Origin of the sequence: Nocardiopsis oceanisediminis, from assembly GCF_048595525.1 — a bacterium.
GTDB classification, from domain to species: Bacteria; Actinomycetota; Actinomycetes; order Streptosporangiales; family Streptosporangiaceae; genus Nocardiopsis_A; species Nocardiopsis_A oceanisediminis.
In genome coordinates, this window is the sequence record NZ_JAFMZJ010000002.1 from 180728 (window position 1) to 201050 (window position 20323).

The 20323-nt window shown below is 70.9% G+C and carries 17 protein-coding genes and 1 CRISPR repeat array (1 of these 18 only partly in view); of the genes, 11 read left to right on the forward strand and 6 right to left on the reverse strand.

Annotated elements, in window-relative coordinates; genetic code table 11:
- Positions 1–605 precede the first annotated feature (605 nt).
- Positions 606–1910 carry a restriction endonuclease gene (locus J0910_RS30880; RefSeq protein WP_420162297.1) on the reverse strand — a complete coding sequence of 435 codons (1305 nt, stop codon included), beginning with the start codon at positions 1908–1910 and terminating at the stop codon, positions 606–608.
- Between the two features lie 600 nt (positions 1911–2510).
- On the opposite strand from J0910_RS30880, the gene J0910_RS30885 reads away from it, so the two are divergent.
- Complete coding sequence (locus J0910_RS30885; RefSeq protein ID WP_420162298.1) at positions 2511–4202, forward strand: hypothetical protein; 1692 nt, start codon at positions 2511–2513, stop codon at positions 4200–4202.
- A gap of 447 nt (positions 4203–4649) precedes the next feature.
- Here J0910_RS30885 and J0910_RS30890 read toward each other — a convergent pair whose 3' ends face one another.
- The 3 genes from J0910_RS30890 to J0910_RS30900 form a co-directional block, all read right to left on the reverse strand.
- Positions 4650–4910 carry a hypothetical protein gene (locus J0910_RS30890; RefSeq protein WP_420162299.1) on the reverse strand — a complete coding sequence of 87 codons (261 nt, stop codon included), beginning with the start codon at positions 4908–4910 and terminating at the stop codon, positions 4650–4652.
- Positions 4911–5364: 454 nt separating this feature from the next.
- Positions 5365–5847, reverse strand: coding sequence for a hypothetical protein (locus J0910_RS30895; protein ID WP_420162300.1), 483 nt, complete (start codon positions 5845–5847; stop codon positions 5365–5367).
- A gap of 229 nt (positions 5848–6076) precedes the next feature.
- Positions 6077–7309, reverse strand: a complete 1233-nt coding sequence (locus J0910_RS30900) for an NsdA family TPR-like regulatory protein (protein ID WP_420162301.1) — start codon at positions 7307–7309, stop codon at positions 6077–6079.
- A 173-nt stretch (positions 7310–7482) separates the two neighbouring features.
- On the opposite strand from J0910_RS30900, the gene J0910_RS30905 reads away from it, so the two are divergent.
- From J0910_RS30905 to J0910_RS30945, 9 genes are all read left to right on the forward strand, one after another.
- Positions 7483–7755, forward strand: coding sequence for a hypothetical protein (locus J0910_RS30905; RefSeq protein WP_420162302.1), 273 nt, complete (start codon positions 7483–7485; stop codon positions 7753–7755).
- Positions 7755–7964 (forward strand): hypothetical protein, encoded by a 210-nt coding sequence (locus tag J0910_RS30910; protein WP_420162303.1) that lies wholly within the window; start codon positions 7755–7757, stop codon positions 7962–7964. Before J0910_RS30905 ends, J0910_RS30910 begins: the two co-directional genes overlap by 1 nt.
- A 229-nt stretch (positions 7965–8193) precedes the next feature.
- On the forward strand, positions 8194–8874 hold the full coding sequence (locus tag J0910_RS30915) for a hypothetical protein (RefSeq protein WP_420162304.1): 681 nt from the start codon (positions 8194–8196) through the stop codon (positions 8872–8874).
- Positions 8871–9029 (forward strand): hypothetical protein, encoded by a 159-nt coding sequence (locus J0910_RS30920; RefSeq protein ID WP_420162305.1) that lies wholly within the window; start codon positions 8871–8873, stop codon positions 9027–9029. The genes J0910_RS30915 and J0910_RS30920 overlap by 4 nt, the downstream gene beginning before the upstream one ends.
- On the forward strand, positions 9022–10137 hold the full coding sequence (locus J0910_RS30925) for a UDP-N-acetylglucosamine 1-carboxyvinyltransferase (protein WP_420162306.1): 1116 nt from the start codon (positions 9022–9024) through the stop codon (positions 10135–10137). Before J0910_RS30920 ends, J0910_RS30925 begins: the two co-directional genes overlap by 8 nt.
- A 50-nt stretch (positions 10138–10187) precedes the next feature.
- Positions 10188–11135 carry a serine hydrolase domain-containing protein gene (locus tag J0910_RS30930; protein WP_420162371.1) on the forward strand — a complete coding sequence of 316 codons (948 nt, stop codon included), beginning with the start codon at positions 10188–10190 and terminating at the stop codon, positions 11133–11135.
- A 343-nt stretch (positions 11136–11478) separates the two neighbouring features.
- A complete protein-coding gene (locus J0910_RS30935) occupies positions 11479–12174 on the forward strand; it encodes a NucA/NucB deoxyribonuclease domain-containing protein (RefSeq protein WP_420162372.1) in 696 nt (231 codons plus the stop codon).
- Positions 12171–12698 (forward strand): hypothetical protein, encoded by a 528-nt coding sequence (locus tag J0910_RS30940; RefSeq protein WP_420162307.1) that lies wholly within the window; start codon positions 12171–12173, stop codon positions 12696–12698. The genes J0910_RS30935 and J0910_RS30940 overlap by 4 nt, the downstream gene beginning before the upstream one ends.
- 288 nt (positions 12699–12986) lie before the next feature.
- Positions 12987–13751, forward strand: a complete 765-nt coding sequence (locus J0910_RS30945; RefSeq protein WP_420162308.1) for a transposase family protein — start codon at positions 12987–12989, stop codon at positions 13749–13751.
- A 419-nt stretch (positions 13752–14170) separates the two neighbouring features.
- On the opposite strand, the gene J0910_RS30950 is transcribed toward J0910_RS30945, so the two are convergent.
- Together J0910_RS30950 and J0910_RS30955 are read right to left on the reverse strand one after the other, a co-directional pair.
- Positions 14171–14359, reverse strand: a complete 189-nt coding sequence (locus J0910_RS30950; RefSeq protein WP_420162309.1) for a hypothetical protein — start codon at positions 14357–14359, stop codon at positions 14171–14173.
- Between the two features lie 349 nt (positions 14360–14708).
- Entirely contained in the window at positions 14709–15155 is a 447-nt protein-coding gene (locus tag J0910_RS30955; RefSeq protein ID WP_420162310.1) for a hypothetical protein, read from the reverse strand.
- A gap of 208 nt (positions 15156–15363) precedes the next feature.
- Here J0910_RS30955 and J0910_RS30960 point away from each other — a divergent pair, with 208 nt between their 5' ends.
- The gene (locus J0910_RS30960; RefSeq protein ID WP_420162311.1) at positions 15364–16470 is read left to right on the forward strand and encodes a tyrosine-type recombinase/integrase; all 1107 of its coding nucleotides are present in this window, start codon (positions 15364–15366) and stop codon (positions 16468–16470) included.
- Between the two features lie 562 nt (positions 16471–17032).
- A CRISPR array of direct repeats spans positions 17033–20323; the repeat unit is 28 nt; unit sequence GTGCTCCCCGCGTCCGCGGGGGTGAGTC (it continues 1197 nt past the right edge of the window).

Here is a 20323-nt window from a genome sequence, read left to right on the forward strand (position 1 = left end):
TCGCCGGTGTATTGACCGTCGTTATCGTCGTCTTAAGCGTGGTGAGACGGCATGTGCTCGTTCCCCGGGACTCTCCGGAGAGCCGCGGCAGAGGGGGAGAGCGGGGATCCTCCCGTGCGCCCGCTGCGACCGTGGCCCCGGCTCCAACGGGGAATCCCGTTGCACTGGTCCGGCAGGGGATCTGCTGCGCAGCCGGGGACGGACAGAGCCCGCCAAGCGTTCCTATCGCAAGGCGATCAAGCTCGGTGACGCGCGGGCGATGAGCCGGGTGGCTGAAATCCACGAACTTCAAGGGCGGCTCCCCAAGGCGGAGCACTGGCACCGCAGAGCCGTCCGCGCCGGTGACACCGAGGCCACGGTGAAGCTGGAGGCACTGCGAAAAAGCCTCGGCGGCGATCCCGGAGCCGGGCGAGGAGAGCAGCCGAAAGGCTGAGGGCGGCTCCCGAGGCGATCAGCGCCACCAGGTCTCTGCGGCCGGCCGGCTTGGCCACGCAGGGCCCGGCCGGTGGCCGCCCCTGTCCGGGTGATCGCTCCGATTCGGTTTAGAAACCTGACCCGTTCGAAAACATGACCGGGCACCCGAGCCCGCCCCGAGCTGAGTCTCGTCACTCCAACAGGATCTCCTCGGGGCGCCTCCCGGTGACCTCGAGACCATGACCTTTGAGAATGTGATCGATACAGGCGGTCAGATCGCCGGCGTGGTCGTCGCGGGCCATGTTCCTCACCTCCTCCACCAGACTCATCCCGTTGACGAGCACGATCGGGTACTGATCCTCGACCATCTCCAGTTGGGCGGCCTCGGAGTAGGAACCGGTGGTCACATAGACGCCGATCCAGCCGCGTCGTAGCCGGGCCACGACACGAGCGATCTGCTCGGCCGAGATCAGAGAGTCGGGCTTGACGCATTTCGCCTGGCCGAGCACCACGAGACTCGTATGAGCCAGGACACCGCCACCCAGGTCGAGACGTGCGACGAAGTCGGCTCCTCCGTCCCCGGACCTGTTCGTCAACCATCCTTCGCGGTAACCGCTGCCGGATCTCCGTAGGATGCGAGCGGTGACGGCGGAGGCCAAGGCCTCGAACTCGTGCTTCTTGCCGTCGAAGTACGAATAGATCAGCTCCAGATCCTTCGCGTCGGCGCCGTCCTTGGCCGGTCGCTGTTCCTTGGGCTTGACGACCTTGGCGCGGGCCACCCGCCGGCGCAGCCTGGGCAGGGCGGAGTTGCCCTCTTCGACCCAGCGTCGCCAGGCCGCAGGAGCGGATGCGAGAGTCCGCCTCGCGGAGAGCAGATCATCACGTCGGGCGTCGATCCAGTCCCAGGCGACCTCGTCGCCTTCGGCCGTCAGGTCGATGAGCGCGATGTCGTAGACATAGTTGGTGAACGTCGTGCGCTCATGGCCGCTCCACTGGACCACGCGCTCGGCCCGCTCGATGACGCCCACACCGCAGAACTCCACATGCCCCTTCGGTTTCCCGTTGCGGGGCACGGCACGGAACAGCATCAGGGGAGGAGCGAGCAGCCTTTCCTGCTCTGTGGGCGCCTGGTGCAGAGCGAAGGCCTCCAGCAGCGCCGCGTTCCCCTTGGTGCTCCCCGGGGGCACGGTCGAGCCGGCCTTGTGGTCTCCGAAGTAGCGAACATGACCGTTGTCCATGTCGTACACGTCGTGCCAGGGGGTCTGTTCTGTTCCGGCCTTCCAGGGGCTGGAGCGGATGAGGATCACCGGACGACGGAGGCCGTCTGAGGCGGAGGTCTTGACCATCCCGTTGATGCCGGCCTCCAGCAGGGCCCGCTTGCGGCCGGGGGAGTGGGTCACATGATGGAAGTTCGGATGACCGTCCAGGTGGGAGGGGGCCGGGTCCTTACCGGTCGCGTAACGGTACACCTCGCCGACGCGCAACCGACCGCCCATCCGTTTCTCCTCGTCTCTCGATCGATGTGACCCGCTGACGAAGATAGGCCGTGGGACCGACACCCATCTTCAGAGGCAAGGACGATCTTTCATGCATAAAACGAGTTATGCATGGAAAAGGGTGCGTCGAGCAAGAGCCCACAGGCCTGGTGGAGCCGCCGTCCCGGATCGCCCAGGGGTGATCCGAGGCCGTGATCCGACCCTCCCCAGTCCGACGGCGCGTCTCCACCAGGCCGCCCCTTGGCCCGGGGCGGGTCTCGCCCATCCCGTCGTGGCGGGCTCTTCGCGCGGCGACCGGCGAGCGGTCGTCGTCCTCCGACGCTTCGGCGACTCGATGACAGCGGGTGCCGGGCAGGCGGGCCCACGGGTCGATGGAGGGACCTCTCTTGGTCTGACTCTGGTTAACGGGCATTATCGAGAGCCAGATCAGGTGATCCGGTACCGGATCAAACAGTCCTCTGCATGCACTGGTTTCCGCTCTAGGAGACGCGGCTTCAAGAAGTATGATTCGTAGTCGAGACAGATATGAATCGTTTGCAGCATTACCTGTACCGATCCGTCGACAGGCCGCCTGACCGGCCACCCCAGGAAGGACGAACCGTGCACGAGGCCGAACCCCCGCCCCTGTACCGCCTCCCGCAGCTCGCCCGCCGCATCGGCATCAGCGCCGACTACGCCCGCACGCTCAAACGGCGCAGCGGCAAACTCCCGCCCCGCGACCTCCTGGACGCCGACGGCGAACCGCTGTGGCGCCAGGAGACCATCGACCGCTGGGCCTGCAGCCCCGACGCCCCTACCGGAGCCGCCCCCGGAGAAGACGCCCTATGGCTGTTCGACACCCCCGAAAGCACGGAGCCGGCGCCGATCAGCCACTGGGGCCTGACCCGCACGGACAGGGGCAGGATGTTCGCCGTCCGCTACGACACCCCCCACGGGCCGCTGGTCTACGGCTGCACCCCCGACGACGCAGCCCCCGAGCTGGCCAAGGCGCGCCCCGACCACAAGGCCCGGCTCCTGGCCCACCTGATCAGCCCCGCCTCCCGGCCCGACGCACTCATCGCCCTGGCCGAGGCCCCGCCCGACCATGAGGGCGAGCCGGCCCTCCACCTCTTCAGCCTCGAAACCGACGGCCCCACCGGCGACGACAGGGCGCGAACCGGGCGCTCCCCCGCTCCCCTGCCGCGCCTGCGGGCCACCGCCGTCACCCCCGCAGACATCGCCCGGGCCACCAACCGCCCCCTGCCCGTCTGGGCCCACGGAACCTGCCTGCCCGACCTCATCGCCGCAGCCCGAGGACGCGAGGGAGAACCCCTCCCCGTTCCCGAGGCCGCACCGGAATGGAAGGCCGCCCTGCACCGCATCACCGCCGCCGTGGACGACGGCATGGCCGCCCGCCACCCCACCGCCTTCGCCCTGCTCGCCGCCGACGTCCGCCGCGAACTGCGCACTGCGCACAACCGCCTGCGGACCCGCCCCTCCACCGGCGAGGGCTGGTACCTCGCAGTCCGCCCCGTCCCCCCGGCCATCCCGCTGGGAGTGGAAGCGCACCTGCCCGCCGAAACACCGGCGACCGACCCTGAGAAAGCCCGCGCCGAACTGGCCGAACTCGCCGAACGCGAATCCGGGATGAAACCGGGCGACCCTCTCGGCGATGCCTGCGAGCACGCCATCGTTCTCCTGGCAGGAGCCCTCGCCGAGTCCCCCGCTCGCCCGGAACCCGTCGAAGACCTCCATGTCCCGGGCGAGGCCGCCGACATGTGGCTGGACTCCTTGGAACGCCTCGACACCGACCGGGTCCTGGCCACCCGGCGCGGCCGCCGGCTCGTCGAAGGCCTCACCACCCGCCCCTCCTGGGTCGGCTCCGACGGCGACGGACTGCTCACCGCCTTCTTCCACACCGCCGGCAGCGGCTTCTACCGCACGGAATGGCCCCGGTCCCTGGACGCCGCCCGGTCCTGGGGGCCCGGCACCGTGATCGTGTCCGACGACCGAGACAGCGGCCTGGTCTTCGCCTTCACTGAAGGCCGCCTGGTCCGTGTTCCGAAGGCCACAGGAGAGGCCGTGTTCCGATACGGCCGCCGCAGCGGATCTTCTGAGGAGCTGTACACCGCGCTGGTGCGGGCCGCCACCGGGAAACAGCCCCCCGGCCCGCTGGAGGAGAGCCGCCTGTGGCAGGCGATCATCAGCACTGACGGCCCCTTCCGGTCGCCTTGGACCGATGTCCGGGAATGGGCGGCCGAAGACCTCCAGCAGGCAGAGAAGACAGAGGCGGCGGAGGCCGAGCCGGGGTGAGGCTCCGGAGGGCCTGAGGCCTCGCCTACCAGGCGCCGCTCAGGAGCGCCGGTGACCAGGTACTCGGGCTACACGGTCACCGTTTCAAGTACGGGCTCTTCCTGCTCTCCATACGGGACCGGACGGTTGTGGGCGCCTCGGGCCCGAACGCCCCTCGTCGGCCCCAAAGGAATGGGCGGTTTTCTTGCCAGGGAAGGGCATGGTGTCCCGCTCCTCGCACCGGTCCCTGGAGTCAGCCTGCATCGTTGTCGGAGGCTGGGTCAGCCGTTAGAGCTGATGCGGATCACCCGGATCTCCCCGCCGTACAGCGAGACGACCGCGGCTTGGCCTCCGGCGTGCACCACTCCGTGATAGGCCACCGGGCCTATGCCGCCCGGCATGTAGGGGTCCAGCAGCAGCTCCGGGAGCTCGGCCTCAGCCAGGCGGATCAGTGCCTCGGCCAGGGTGTCAGCGTCGGCCCGGGGGAGCGCTCGGATCTGCTCCCGGGCCAGTGGCTGCAGGGTGATCGGCCGCACCGGCGTCCTCTCCGTTGCCGGGGCGGTCGAACAGGTCCGCCCACTGTCGGCGGAAGTCCTCCGGGTCCTCGGCGGTGATGGTCACCGATCCTTCTGGGGCCGGCGCGCCGGTCATGATCCTGGCCAGCGAGGCATAGACCTCGGTGTCCAGCGCGGCCTTCTCGGCGTCGCTCAGGTGCTCCAGTGCGCTCATGGTCGGGCGCCCTCCTCACGGTGCTCTCTCTAGAGTAGGCGCCGTCTCCTGCTGGTGCGAGTTTGCAGAACGGTAGAGGCCGATCGTGAGGTGGCCCAGCGGAGCACCGGGTTCCGGGCTGGAGGAGACACCACCAGGCAACTCCGCTTCCTCTTGCTACGGTGTCAGATCGTTTTGAGCTCTGCCAGGGCCTGCGGGTGCGGTCGCGGACCGTGACCGGTGGTGCCCCGCCTGCGCGCCTGGGCCCGGTTCTTATCGATCCCGGCCTCTCTCGACTCCACCCACAGCATCTGAGCCGTCAAGCCCGCCGTCTCCTGCGGCGGGTCTTCTCGTTCGAGTCCCGCCGTTTCCCCGCCGTGCTCCTCTGCGAGTGTCCGCTGAGATCGTCTCACTCGGCTCCCTTGTTCGGAAACCTCGAGGCACCTCAGGCGGCCCTTCTGCGCGGGGGAACGGTTCACTCCCGGTGGGCGCCTTCCGGCCAGACGACGTCGACCGGGACGCCCCGGCCGCGTGCGGCCTCGACCGCGTCGCCGGTACCGCCCTTGCCGCCGGACGGCTGGCCGTCCCAGACGGCGACGAGACGGTCGATCCCGCCCAGGATCGCCTCATTCGCGTCCTCGTAGGCGTCCCGGCCAGCGGTCTTGTGCGGCATGTAGCGGACCAGCGCCGAGCGCATCAACAGGCCGTCGAACTGGTCGAGGTTGTGCGGCTTGACCTTCGCCTCGCGGTAGTCGACCGAGGGGAGCACGACTTCGAGCGTCCCGCCGGCCTCCAGCACGACCTCGGCGAAGATCTGGTCTGCCCCGCGGGCGAGGCAGGACAGCCCGACCAGATCGCCGTCCTTGTAGGGCGCGAGCACCTCGGCCAGGGCCTGGCGCACGAGGGGGACGCTGTCGGCCGTCAGGTTGGAGTGACCGGTGATCCCGATCCGCGTCATACCGTCTCCTTCGAGGTCGAGTGCTCGGCCAGCAGGGTATTCGACAGCTCTCCGCGGACCTCGGCCACGGCGGGCTCACGGTGGAAGGCGGCGGCCTCGCGGTACCAGTCGTGCAGCCTGCGGCGCACCCGGCCCGAGCCGAGGTCGCGTTCGATCCCGGTGGCCTGGGTGACGACCCGCGCGGCCTCCTCGGGCTCGTTCAGAACGAGGTAGGTCCGCCCCAGGCCGATCAGGTCGAACGCCCGGTTGCGCTTCTTCGCCGGGTTGCGTAGCCGGAGGGCCTGGGTGATGTAGGCCGCCGACGATCGCGCGTACTCCAGCCGCGCCGCCTTGTCGTCCTGGCCGAGGGCGAGGTCGCGGTACCGGGCGCCGACGACCCCGGACAGCTCGGCAGCTCCTCGCTGGTCCCTTCCTCCAGGAGTTCCTCGGCCTGGGCGACGGAGCGGGTGTAGGCCGCGGTGCGCCCCATGCCGGCGTAGGACCACCCCTCGCGGGTGCGCAGCATCGCCAGCACCGTCGGCGGCGCGTTGTGCGCCTGGGCGCTGTCCAGGGCGATCCGGGAGATGTCGAGGGCGTCGCGGGGGTTCTTCGTGTCCAGCATCTGGCGGGCCATGTCGGCCAGGACCCCGACGCCGTACAGCTTGTGCTCCGGCCCGGCCTGGTGGATCGCCCGCAGCGAGAGCGTGTAGTACTTCTGCGCGGTCGGGTGGTCGCCGGCGTCGTAGGACATGGACGCGGCGATCTTCGACAGCTCGGCCATGACGACGAAGAGCCGCGCCTGGACCGGTGCCGACTGCGTGGTCTCGGCGAGTTCGGAGACCTCGGAGAGCTGTCCGACGACGGCCTTGCGGCGGATGCCCAGGCGCCAGCGGTCGTCCCAGTGCCGGAGGGCTACGGTCGCGGCTTCGATGCGCTGAAGCTCGGCTTCCCCGAGCGGCCCTTTGCCGCGGCCGAGGATGCCCCGGGGCGGCAGCAGCCAGTGTTCGAGCGTCTCGGTGAGCGCCGCACCGACGACGAGCGCGCCGGCGGCAAGGGCCTCTCTGCGTTTCATCAGGTCCTTCAGCGTGATCTCGGCGATGTCCTCAACGGTTCTCGCCGCCGACCATAGATCACCTGTTGCCGCAGCTGGCGCACCGGATCGGGAGTTGCCACCGACATATACGGACCGGGCATCGGCGAGCCCGAGCATGCGACGGGCCTCGTTCGGCATACCGAGGCCGTCGGCCACGCGCTGCCAGCTCCAGAGCGCCGTCATCTGCTGCTTGCCGGACATGATCCGGCTGACGTGCGGCTGCGCAAGCTCGACGGCCGTACCGATCGCCTGCTGGCTCGCTCCGCAGTACTGCCGGACGAGGCGGAACAGGGCGCCGGCGTCGTGGTCCTCCAGGGCGTGCAGGACCTCGGCTCGGGACCAGAAGGACAGGGGGATTGAGAGGCGTCCTGAAAGGTGGGGGTCGCTCATTCATACCGCCGTCGTATATCGCCGCGGGATTCCTCGTCTGCTGCTACTCGACGTTACATCGCCTTGTGTCACTGCACACGAAAACGGTCGCCCCGCAAAGCGGCGACAAACCGACCAATCCGGCCGCGCTCGCGTGCTGATGTTCGCCCGCAAGCCGCCGGAGGAGTACACACATGGCCCGATTGCAGCGAATCCGTGCAGCTCACTGGTGGAAACCCCGTCGCCGACGCACCGCGAGCGCGAAGGCCGTCGAGCTTCTGCCGATGACCGTTTCCGGCCCGGCGGCCGAGTTCACCGCGATCGTGCCGCCCGCCCGACCGTATGTGCTGCACGTCGAGCACAAGCGCCGACGCTGGCACGCACGGCGCGATCGGCAGCGTCTCGCCCTCGCCGTCCTGATGGACATCGGTGAGCCCGCACTGGTCGGGGCCGGAGGCGTCCGGTGATGACGCGAGCGGACAAATCGCACGACCCCATCGGTGACTTGATCACCGGCAAATGGGTCCTCTCGCTCACCGGCGAGGGGCGGTTCATCGCCTACAGGCCCTTCGGGTGGACCGGCCCCGATCCACACGAGCAGGTGACCGCGGAAACACGTGAGGCCCTGCTGTCCAAGCTCCGCTACCTCGACCGACATGCAGTGAACGACCCCTGAAGACTCCGCTGCGGTGAAGCTCCGCCTCGGGTCTCCCGAAGGCCGCGCTGAACCGCTCTCCGCAGGCGCCTGCCGGTGAATGAAAAGGGGAAGCCGCAGGCGCCCACGACGGGGCGCCGGACCCCGAAGACATCGGTGCCCGGTGCCCCATCCCCAACCCCCCGCGCCCGGTTCCCGAGGCCGCCGCTGGGCGCGCGGGGCCACTCGCCGACTCCCTCCGGAGGAGCAGATGACCCCCCAGCATGACAGCGGACAGTTCCTCGACCTCGCCTACTACTGCGACACCGCCGGCGTGCCGCTCCCCTTCCCGCTCCCCACGACCGTCTTCGACGTCAAGGCCGCGCTGACCGACTGGCTCACCACCGCCCGCCGATCGCTGGCCGGCACCATCCACCCCCGCGCCGAGGTCGACGGCACCGTGATCGTCGAGCCCGGCGCGACCGTCGACGCCGGAGCCGTCATCACCGGCCCCGCGCTGATCTGCCGGGGCGCCTACATCGGCCGCGGCCTGGTCCGCGACCACACGGTAATCGGCCCCGGGAGCAAGATCGGCTACGCCTGCGAGATCACCCGGAGCCTCGTCCTGGCCGATACACGCGCCATGCACTTCGTGTTCATCGGGGACTCGATCATCGGCAGCCAGGTCAACGTCGGCTCCTCCTCGGTGCTGGCGAACCTGCGCGTCGACCGGCCGGTCGTGGAACCGGCCGTCGACGAACTGGCCGTCACCGTCGGAGACACCCGGATCGGTACCGGCCAGACGAAGTTCGGTGCGGTCTTGGGGGACCGCGTGCAGCTGCCCGCGCTGACCTCGGTCGCGCCGGGGACGCTGATCGGTCCGGACGTGACCATCTACCCGACCGACCAGCTCGGCGGCCTGTGCCCCTCCCAGGCTCGGGTGAAGTCATGACCCATCTCCGCATCGAAGGCGGCCGTCCTCTGGCCGGAGCCATCCGAGTGCAGGGGTCGAAGAACGTCTTCCTGCACCTGTTCGCCGCCGCCCTGCTGGCCCGCGGCAAAACCGAGCTGCACAACGTCCCCGCCATCACCGACACCAGTGTGTGAGGCCATCGCCCGCACCGCCCGCGCCGATGTCCACCGGCACGGCGACACCCTGGTCGTCGACGCCTACCCGCTGGCCCGTGGAACCGTCCCCGCCCGACTGGGCAGGGCGATCCGTCCGACTGCGTGCCTGGCCGCCGCGCTGCTGGCGCGCACCGGCCACGCCCGCTTCCCCGCCCCCGGCGGGGACGCCTTCACCGACCGGGGTATCGGCAAGCACCTGGACGCCATGCGGGCCGCCGGCGCCGAAGTCCACCGGAAGGGCGGCACCATCCGTGCCGCCCTCGGCGGGCGGCCGCGCGCCTTCGCCTTCGACGCCTCCACCTCCTACGGCCCCAGCCTGGGCGCCACGGTCACCGCCCTGCTGCTGGCAGCCACCGCGAACGGGGCCAGCACCATCACCGGCGCCAGCGGCGAGCCCGAAGTGGTGCACACCGCGGAGATGCTGCGCGAGCAGGGGGCGCAGATCATTCGACGACGGCCCGGAGTGCTCGCCGTGTACGGGGTGGAGGAGCTGGTCGGCGGCTCCTACCGGGTGCCGCCGGACCGGATGGCCGCAGGCACGCTGGCCATCGCCGCGGCCATCACCGGCGGGAGCCTCCACCTGCGCAACGCCGGCACGGACCTGCTGCCCGAAGGGTTCCGCCGCGCCACCGAACAGGCCGGGGTGGTCCTGACTGGCACTCGGACCGGGATGACGGTCCAGCGCGGCATGTTGCGTCCGGCCCAGGTGGCCACCGGCGTCCACCCGGGCTACCCCACCGATCTGCAACCGCAGCTGTGCGCGCTGCTCACCCAGGCCCCCGGCACCTCCACCGTGACCGAGACCGTCTACGACCAGCGCGCCACCCACGTCCCCGGCCTGGCCCGCCTGGGCGCCCGTATCCGCGCCGCCGGGCCGGTCCTCACGATCTGCGGTCCTGCCCCGCTGCGCGGCGCTAGCGTTCACGGCAGCGACATCCGCGCCGCCACCGCCCTGCTGCTGGCCGCCCTGACCGCGGAGGGCACCACCGCCCTGACCGGCATCGAGCACCTGCGGCGCGGCTACGAGGACCTGCCCGCCGCTCTGCAGCACCTGGGAGCCCGCATCCGATACGAGGAGGACGCTTGACCACCTGGGCACACGAGGCCGCCGCCGACGTCGGCGCGGTACTGGAAGAGATGGTCGCCGCGGCCCGCACCCCCGGCGGAACCGTCGCGGCCGGCGACGCCTCCGGCACGGCCACCGCCTCGGCCGGAGCGATCGCCCCTGGCGGCCCGCCGACCGGGCCGCACGTCTTCTACGACATCGCCAGCCTGACCAAGGTCGCCGCGACCTGGCCGCTGGCCGGCCGGGTCGCCGCCTGTGGCCTGCTCGACCTGGAGGCCCCCATGGGCCGCTACTTCCCCGAAGCATCCGGGCCCGGGGCCGGCGTCACCACCCGGCAGATCCTCACCCACACCTCCGGGCTGATGGCCTCCACCCGCCTGGACCGCTACCGCGACACCCCCACCCCGCTGGCCGAGGCGATCCTGGCCGAACCCCTGGAGGACCCCGACACCCACCGCTACATCAACCGCGGGTTCATCCTGCTCGGCCTGCTGCTCGAACGCCTCACCGGCACACGGCTGGACCTCCAGCTCACCGACTACGCTGAGCAGATCGGCGCCCCTCGCATCACCTACGGGCCCATGCACCGCGGCCCCGGGACCGCCCCCACCGAGCCCCGCCTGCCCGGGGGACCCCCGCTGTGGGGCAGCGTGCACGACGAGAACGCCGCCCTGCTGGGCGGGGCCGCCGGGCACGCCGGGGTGTTCGCCAACGCCGAAGGCCTAGCCGCCTACGCCCGCACCCTGCTGGCCGACCACGCCCGCCAAGGCGCGTTCGGCGACTACGTGCGCACCTCCTGGGAACCCCAGGTCCGCATCGACGGCACTACGAGCCGGGGCCTGGCCTGGCTGGTCGACGACACCGGCCTGGTCCACCACCACGGCTTCACCGGAACCAGCCTCTACCTCGACCCCCCGCACGGCCGCTACCTCGTGCTGCTCACCAACGCCGTCCACCACGGGCGCCGGCGCCCCGGGCTGACCGAGCTGCGCGCCAGGGCCTCCAAGGCATTCACCTGACCGCAGGAACACCGAAGCCGCCCCGCTCCACGCGCTGTCGCGGAGAGCAGGGCGGGACTCACCCCCGCGTACGCGGGGAGCACCTTCGCGAACTGCAGCGACGCGAGACGTCATCAAAAGTTGATGCCCGCCGGCCCGAGGAGAAACCGGCCCCCTCCAACGAAGAGCAACCCGCAAACCCCGCACCCGGGCACCGCCCCCTCCCCCGACAGAATCTCAACCACCACCGCCCCCGCACAAGACTCCACCCAGACCACCCGCCGCCGCACCGGGCGAGCATAGATTCGAGCACATCGTCGCCACTGCCGCGGATGTGCAGCATGAACCGCCGAGGTTGAGTCCGATGGACCAGGCGGGGCCTCCCAGGCCCCCACGCCTCGTCGCTGAGGTCGGCTCCAGGCCAGGCCCCGCGCACCCCGGCCAGCGCCTCGCCCAGACCGGCGTCGAAGCGCGCCTGGTCATCTTCGGCAACGGCTGCGTCCCCGCCCACGTCCCCGACGGCGCCTCCAACGTCGTACTGCCCGAGAACGAGGGCATCCCCCCAGGGGCGCAACGCCGACTGGCCGAGCACGGCACCGTCCTGGCCGACGCCCCCGGCCTCTACACCCTCAGCCTCGACGACCCCGCGGTCGAGCAGACCGCCCTGCACATCTACGACGCCCAGAACCGCCCCGAACGCACCTTCCCCTCCCACCTCGGCAAGACCGTCCCGGGGAAGAAACCCCAAGAGCAGGGCGAAAGCCTCCCCCTCCACCGCATTGAGGATTCGAAGAAGATCGACAGCAACCGGCGGGCCTCTGGCCGCGTGCGCGATGACGTATGGGGCAACAAGGGAGATGGAAAGCTGGTCAACTGCGACGAATACCCCTTCGCCTCCACCTACGAGGGCGCATCCACCGGGGACAGGAGAAGCTTCTCCGCACGCCCCATCGGCGCCGACGACAACCAGGAAGCCGGAAGAAGACTCCAGCGCACCTACTATGAACAGAGAATCCTCAACGGCGACCCCTTCTACGTCCAGATCACCGGAACACCATGAGCGAGCCTCCGGCCACCTCCCCTCTCACCCGGCGCAGCCTGTTGGTCGGCCCTGACTACCGGATGGTCTCCGTCCACGGCGGGAGCGGCCACATCCACGGCGACCACGAGGTGATCACCCGCTCCACAACCGACGGGGTCGCGGCCGATGCGCACTGGATCGTGTTCCAATGCGGCAACACGACGGTCAAGGTGGGCTTCGACATCACCGTCTGGCAAACCGGTCCTCCCCCTGCCGATGGCGAGAATTTCGACCAGGAGCACTTGTTCACCGTCAGGTTTCCCGAGGGGGAACTGGTCGTCGACCAGGGCACCCGCGGTGTCGCGGCCATGATCTCCCTTCCGCACAAGGGGACTTGGCTGGTCCGGGTGCGCAGCCGCAACCACCGGGCGGTGATGCGCGAGGCCGCCCGGATCGAGCAGCAGGCCTGCGACGAGGACTGGGACCTCGACCGTGAAGGAGAGGTCCTCGCCCGCCTGGACGGCAAGGAGCGCTACGCCTTGGACCTGTGGCCCGCCCTCTGAGCGCTTCCAGCAAGCAGAAACAAACCCCGAAACTTCCCGTGAAAAGCACAGGGCACCGCCGCAGAACCAGGGACGCGACTCCATTTCCCCAGAAAACCATATACACCCCCCACGGACATGTTCCCGCCCACTTCAATACCGCGGACATCTCAAAAACCCTTGAGCCTTTTTCATCCTGAAGGCGCAGGTCACAGCCCCGTACCGGTCTCCCCGAACCCCTCCCGAACAGCAAGAAGCCCCTGGTAGACGGGTTTTCGACCAAGAATCCCCACCCACCAAGGGCTCCGCATGCTGTTCTACCGTGCCGCGCTGCCGTTGTCACGCCGCACCCTCAACCTGACCGCCCGCACCATCCGCGCTCACCGCACCCGAACCGGATCCCGGTGGCGCCGCCTCGACCCGGCCGCCCAAGCCCTGCTCGTGCTGGTCCACCTGTACAAGGGTGAGCCCTTCGCACAGGTCGCCGCCGGATTCGAGGTCGGTACCGCAACCGCTTGGCGCTACGTTCGCGAGACCACCTCCCTGCCGGCCGAACAGGCACCCGCCCTTGAACAAGGGCTGCGTCGTGCCCGCCGCAAGGGCCGGGCGTACGTGATCGTGGACGGCACGCTCATCGCCTGCGACCGCCTGGCGGCCGACCGACCGTTCTACTCCGGCAAGCACAAACAACACGGCATGAACATCCAGGTGGTGTCCGCACCCGACGGCGAACCGCTGTGGACCTCTTGGTCACTGCCCGGCGCGGTGCACGACACCAAGGCCGCCCGGGTGTGGAAGATCGCCGAGCGCATCGAGGCCGCCGGCCTCGCCGGGCTGGGCGACAAGGGCTACGTCGGCTTGTCGGAGGTGGTGTTCTGCCCGTTCAAGGGACGCGGCAAGCCGCAGTGGAAGAAGGACGCCGACTCCGACCACGCCAGGCTCCGCAGCCCAGGCGAACGCGCGATCGCCCAGCTCAAGAACTGGGACATCCTGGGCCGCCTACGCTGCTGCCCGCAGCGGGCCGGGGAGATCACCCGCGCTGTTCTGGTCCTTCAGCTCCGAGAAGCAGGATGAAAAAGGCTCACGGCCGGCCGCGAGCACGGCCGGGGCGAAGCCGGCCAAGACCAGGGGCGCACCGGGGTCGGGGAGCAGGACCGGACATACCGGATCTCCCTCCATGGCGGTGCCGGCCGCCGCACCCGCCGATGTGAGCAGCACCGGGCAGTCGCGCGGCACGGACCGCGGCTGCCGCGGCGGCGCTCAGCGCCGCCCCTGCAGCGGCCCCCGGAGAAGCAGAACCAGGTCAGGATGGACTACCGGCACCTTTGCGGCTCCTTCTCTGCGGTGGGGAGGCCGAGAGCCCGCTGCTCGGGCACCGCCGGCAGGGCCCGGATCCTCTGGACCGCCCTGCGGCCCCGCTCACAGCACCGGCCGGGAACCGGGCCTCCCCGTGCGGCCCCTTCCCCGGAGCGCCGCAGGGTCGGAGGGGGCTCTCACTGGGCCCGGCGGCCGACCAGGTAGACGGCCGCTCCGGCCAGCACCAGTGCGCCCCACGCGGCCCACAGCTCCCGCAGCGGACCCTCGGCGCCGAGGGCGGTGGCGCCGACCAGTGCCGCCAGAGTCGCCGCGAGCGCGAAGGCCAGCACGACCAGTGCGCCTTTGTAAACCCTAATCGCCTTCATCTTCGATTCCTTCCCTCTCCCCTATTTCGGATCGCTCTTCCCGATCAGAGACTCCGCGACCTTGAAAGGAGGTTCTGTCGACTCCTTTTTGGAAGCGCGCTCACCCTCGGATGGATGGTGGTGTTTTTAAAAAACAAATCATTGCCTTTACGAGGTAGATCCTGATTTGGGGGATGCCGTCCTCCGCTCCTTCCTGCCCTGCGCGCCGCTGCCCTCCCCTGCCCCCGTCCGGGCCGCCTCAAAAAACCGACCGACCCGAACCGCTCCCCCGCCGCCCCGGCGCGGTCGCGCCGGGGCGGCGGGGGAGCTCGGCGTCCCCTCCGCGCTCCTCACCACCGGCCGCCTGCGCTCAGCGCACGGCCCCTGCGCCGGGGCGCCCGAACCAGGCACGGGCCTCGGAGGTCGCGAGCAGCACCAGGGCGGCGACGTCCAGGGCGAGCCCCAGGACCAGGCCTAGAGTGATACCGGACAAGGCGGCGTTGGACACCGCGCCGGCCAGGCCGAGGACGGCCACGATCCGGGCGAAGGACAGGGTCCCAGGCCCGCCGCTGCCGAGCCTGGCGGCGGCGATGCCATACATCAGCACGAAGGCCACCGCGATGGCCAGGCTGAACAGTATGTCTCCGGTGCCCGTCCCGGTCTCCTCGGCGAACTCCTCGAAGGAGGAGTCAAGAGCCGCCATGCCGATGAACAGGACGAGCAGCACGATCCCGATCAGCACCGCATTGATGATGAAGATGGCCCGGACGGCCTTGACCGCAACGGGCATGGGCACGGGGAAGTAGGAGGCCTGCATATGAGGGGGATACAAGGAACTGCTTTCCAATATCGGAATGATCCGCCCAAAAAAGGCTAACCTAGACGGTGGCCGAGACCTCACCGAAAGCTATGGCCGGAAGAGGACACCGCCCCAGAACCAGGACAGCGCCGCCCCCGCTGCCGCACCGCGCCCCGCCCGGCCCGCAAACGAGCCCTCCCCTGCTCCCCCGGCTACGGTGGGCACCATGCCCGCGCTCCCCGACCCGCCCAGCACCCGACCCACCGCACACCCCGCCACCAGCGGCGACACCGACGGCCTGGTGCTCTCCCAACGCGCCGCCAAAGCCCTCGCCGACGGCGTCCCCGACTCCACCCGCCGCGCCTACACCGGCGACTGGCAGCGCTTCACCACCTGGTGCGCCCACCACGGCCACGAATGGGCAACCGGCCCCCGCGCCCTGGCCGCACTCCTCGTCGAATACACCACCCACCTCGCCTACGACCGCCGCCTCAAACCCGCCACCATCAACCGCGCCCTGGCCGGAATCGCCAAGTACTACCGAACCGCCCAGGCCACCGCCCCCGACCTCTCCCCCGCCCGCCAGGTCATCAAGGGCTACACCCAAGCCCTCGCCGCCTCCCCCGACTCCGCTGACCGCCGGCTCTCCCGCCCCCGCCGAGCCGCGGCCGCCACCCCCGACAAACTCCGCCGCATGACCGCCGCCCTGGACCCCGCCACCCCCGCAGGCAAACGCGACACCGCCGTCCTGCTGCTGGCCTTCGCCACCGCCGCCCGCCGCTCCGAACTGGCCGCCCTCAACACCGACGACATCACCGAAGACGAAGCCGGACGCGGACTGGAAGTGGCCATGAACCGCCGCAAGACCGGCACCCGCCACCACGTCGCCGTGCTCTACGGCTCCCACCCCCGCACCTGCCCCGTGCGGGCCTGGCGGGCCTGGTACGAGGTCCTCACCGAACACGGCCTCGCCGGCGGTCCCGCCTTCGTGCGCATCGACCGCCACGGCCGACTGGCCCCCCGGGTCCGGCGCAACGGCCGCCTCATCGGAGACCCCCAGGGCCGCCTGACGGGCGAGGCCGTCGCAGAGATCGTCGCCCGCGCGGCCAAGAACGCCGGCCTCAACCCGCCACCGGGCCCCGGCATCCCCGCGCCCCAGTGGAGCGGCCACTCCCTGCGCCGCGGCTATGCCACAGCGGCCCGCACCGCCGGCCAGGACCGCCTCACCACCGGCCGCCACGGCGGCTGGGCCGACGGGTCATCGGCCTTGAATGCTTACTTCGATGACGGTGACCGGTGGGACGATAACCCGCTCACCGGAATCGGGCTATGAAAGCAGCAGGTGAGGCACACGGCAGAGGCATTGAGCACTCAGCGCCCTGTCCCCGTCCAGGCAACCGCCCCCTCTCACAGGGGCCGCCACCGGCAGAAAAGCCCGTAAAAACGCCGGCGCTCAGGCCCCCGTCTGGTCATGGTGGTAGAAAACAGCGATGGGTGTCCAGGGGCTGCGCGGTGTTCGGAGAAGGGGGGCGCCGGGGGTGAGATCTGGCTTTCATCGGCTGGCCCAAGGCCGCAGGGGCCTGAGGACGGGAGAGGGGTGCCGCCTCATCTTGGCAGGCGGGAACCGTCGCGGCGTGGGCGGCGGCTTGGCTGCGGGCGTTTCCGGCGGGCGCGCCGCGTGTTCGCTGTTGGCCTTTTCGGTTCCTTGCTGTGTCCCGGGGGCGGTTGCGGCGGGGCCCGGGAGGCGGTGGGCCTGGTTCTCTGCGGCTGCGAGCGGGCTCAGTGCGCGGTCGAGGGCGAACCGCGCGGCTTCTTATGAGGACAATCGAGGACAGGTTGACCCGCCGAAATCATCAAGTTTTGATAACGGCCTGCATTGCTGCAGTTCGCGAAGGGTGCTCCCCGCGTCCGCGGGGGTGAGTCCCGATCCCATCACCCGTCCTCTACTGGCCACCGGTGCTCCCCGCGTCCGCGGGGGTGAGTCCGACGTCGAGCCGTCGAGGCGGACCTCGACCTGGTGCTCCCCGCGTCCGCGGGGGTGAGTCCTAGCAAAGAGGTACAGCACATGCGCATGATCAGTGCTCCCCGCGTCCGCGGGGGTGAGTCGCACAGCGACAAGAAGGCGGCGGAGCGCTTCCTGTGCTCCCCGCGTCCGCGGGGGTGAGTCCTCGCTGACCTCGTTGTAGCGGGACTCGGTACGGTGCTCCCCGCGTCCGCGGGGGTGAGTCCGTTCGGCCGAGCTAGGCATGGACTCCCCCTCCGTGCTCCCCGCGTCCGCGGGGGTGAGTCCGAGCGTAAGCAGGCTGAGACCGCTGTTGCGACGGTGCTCCCCGCGTCCGCGGGGGTGAGTCCTCCATCGTCGCCGCGGCGACCGCGGCCTGGGAGTGCTCCCCGCGTCCGCGGGGGTGAGTCTACGAGCCCGCGCACGCGCAGGTCCAGGCCACGGTGCTCCCCGCGTCCGCGGGGGTGAGTCTCAGCAGGCCAGCGCGGAGCCGGCACGACTGGGGTGCTCCCCGCGTCCGCGGGGGTGAGTCCGGAGAGGGCCGTCCTCTCCAGCTGACGCTCTCGTGCTCCCCGCGTCCGCGGGGGTGAGTCCGACGCCATCGCCCTGGCCGCGGCGCTCATCTCGTGCTCCCCGCGTCCGCGGGGGTGAGTCCCCATCGCCGCGGACCCGGCCGACCACGACCACGTGCTCCCCGCGTCCGCGGGGGTGAGTCTCCTCCACCCCGTGCACCGGCCACATCGCCGAGGTGCCCCCCGCGTCCGCGGGGGTGAGTCCGCTCGGGGCTGTTTCGCGCTGTGTCTGGACGAGTGCTCCCCGCGTCCGCGGGGGTGAGTCCCTCACACCCTCGCGCGGGCGCGGTGCGCACGCGTGCTCCCCGCGTCCGCGGGGGTGAGTCCCCAAGCCATTCGGTCCCCCTGGTAGATGGAAAGTGCTCCCCGCGTCCGCGGGGGTGAGTCGGTACTCGGTGAGGTCGCCCTGGGCGCCCAGGTGGTGCTCCCCGCGTCCGCGGGGGTGAGTCGGCGCCGTCGATCCCGTGCTCGGCGGCGACGCGGTGCTCCCCGCGTCCGCGGGGGTGAGTCCACCGCCGGAGACGCCATGTCCGAGCGCTCCAGGTGCTCCCCGCGTCCGCGGGGGTGAGTCCGCGCTGTTCGACCCGATGCTCGACGGCGGTACGGTGCTCCCCGCGTCCGCGGGGGTGAGTCTTCCCCTCGAACGGGGTCACATCCCTCGGAGAAGTGCTCCCCGCGTCCGCGGGGGTGAGTCACAGTGCACGCGGGAAGAGTGTTGCAGAGGTGACGTGCTCCCCGCGTCCGCGGGGGTGAGTCCAACGGCCACAGGCCCCACCCGGTGAGGGCAGGGTGCTCCCCGCGTCCGCGGGGGTGAGTCGAGGCGCGCTACGGCGGTCGAGTTCTACGAGCCGTGCTCCCCGCGTCCGCGGGGGTGAGTCCGCGCTGTTCGACCCGATGCTCGACGGCGGTACGGTGCTCCCCGCGTCCGCGGGGGTGAGTCTTCCCCTCGAACGGGGTCACATCCCTCGGAGAAGTGCTCCCCGCGTCCGCGGGGGTGAGTCACAGTGCACGCGGGAAGAGTGTTGCAGAGGTGACGTGCTCCCCGCGTCCGCGGGGGTGAGTCCAACGGCCACAGGCCCCACCCGGTGAGGGCAGGGTGCTCCCCGCGTCCGCGGGGGTGAGTCGAGGCGCGCTACGGCGGTCGAGTTCTACGAGCCGTGCTCCCCGCGTCCGCGGGGGTGAGTCCCTGTACGAGACCACGGTCATGGCGGGCCTGGTGTGCTCCCCGCGTCCGCGGGGGTGAGTCTGACGCTCGGGAGGGGGCTCAGTCTGCCGGGGAGTGCTCCCCGCGTCCGCGGGGGTGAGTCCGTGTTCGCGCCCATCCGCTCCGGCGTGGGCGCGTGCTCCCCGCGTCCGCGGGGGTGAGTCCCGACCCCGGCCCGGATGGCCGCTGCGTCGCTGGTGCTCCCCGCGTCCGCGGGGGTGAGTCCCTGCGCATGCAGTGCCAAGGGACCGCAGGAGTGTGCTCCCCGCGTCCGCGGGGGTGAGTCCGGAACCGGGGGCGGAGGCCGCCGCCCCGTGCCGTGCTCCCCGCGTCCGCGGGGGTGAGTCCGAGCACGGCGTAGGGGTAAGCGGTCGCGGTCTGTGCTCCCCGCGTCCGCGGGGGTGAGTCCCGGTCGCCGATGGGCGCATCGTCGGGACTACTGTGCTCCCCGCGTCCGCGGGGGTGAGTCCCGGGCGACCTCGTGCGCACCCCCGACGGCCTGTGTGCTCCCCGCGTCCGCGGGGGTGAGTCCTCCGACCCCGACCGCAACCGCCAGGTGGTCCTGTGCTCCCCGCGTCCGCGGGGGTGAGTCTCCGCGCTGGCAAGAAGCTCCGCCTGGCCTTCAGTGCTCCCCGCGTCCGCGGGGGTGAGTCGCCGCGCCGGGCCGCACCCCGGTCGAGGTCGGCGTGCTCCCCGCGTCCGCGGGGGTGAGTCCAGGCCCTGGCCGCTGCGCGACCAGTCGATCCCGTGCTCCCCGCGTCCGCGGGGGTGAGTCCATGATCCTGGTGCCCTATGAGCCGAAGTGGCTGTGCTCCCCGCGTCCGCGGGGGTGAGTCCGCGCCGGTGGCCACCTGCGCCGTGGTGGCGGCGTGCTCCCCGCGTCCGCGGGGGTGAGTCGGTCGATTCCGCCGGTCTCCTTGTAGTGGCTGGCGTGCTCCCCGCGTCCGCGGGGGTGAGTCGGTCGATTCCGCCGGTCTCCTTGTAGTGGCTGGCGTGCTCCCCGCGTCCGCGGGGGTGAGTCGTCCGACGGCGCCGGCGAGGAGCGGCGCGACCGGTGCTCCCCGCGTCCGCGGGGGTGAGTCCCCCGGTTTCATGGGGAGCCCGCACTGGGTTCAGTGCTCCCCGCGTCCGCGGGGGTGAGTCCACCGTCAGTGCACGGGTCCGACGTGCGCGGAACGTGCTCCCCGCGTCCGCGGGGGTGAGTCCCTCAGCGCTTCCGGTCGAAGCCTGCCGGTCGTGTGCTCCCCGCGTCCGCGGGGGTGAGTCCACATGCCCGCCACGTTCAAGGTGGACCAGGCCGTGCTCCCCGCGTCCGCGGGGGTGAGTCCACCGCCGAGCACACCCGAATGGTCCGTGCCGAGTGCTCCCCGCGTCCGCGGGGGTGAGTCCGCGGCAAGGGCAGGCCCTC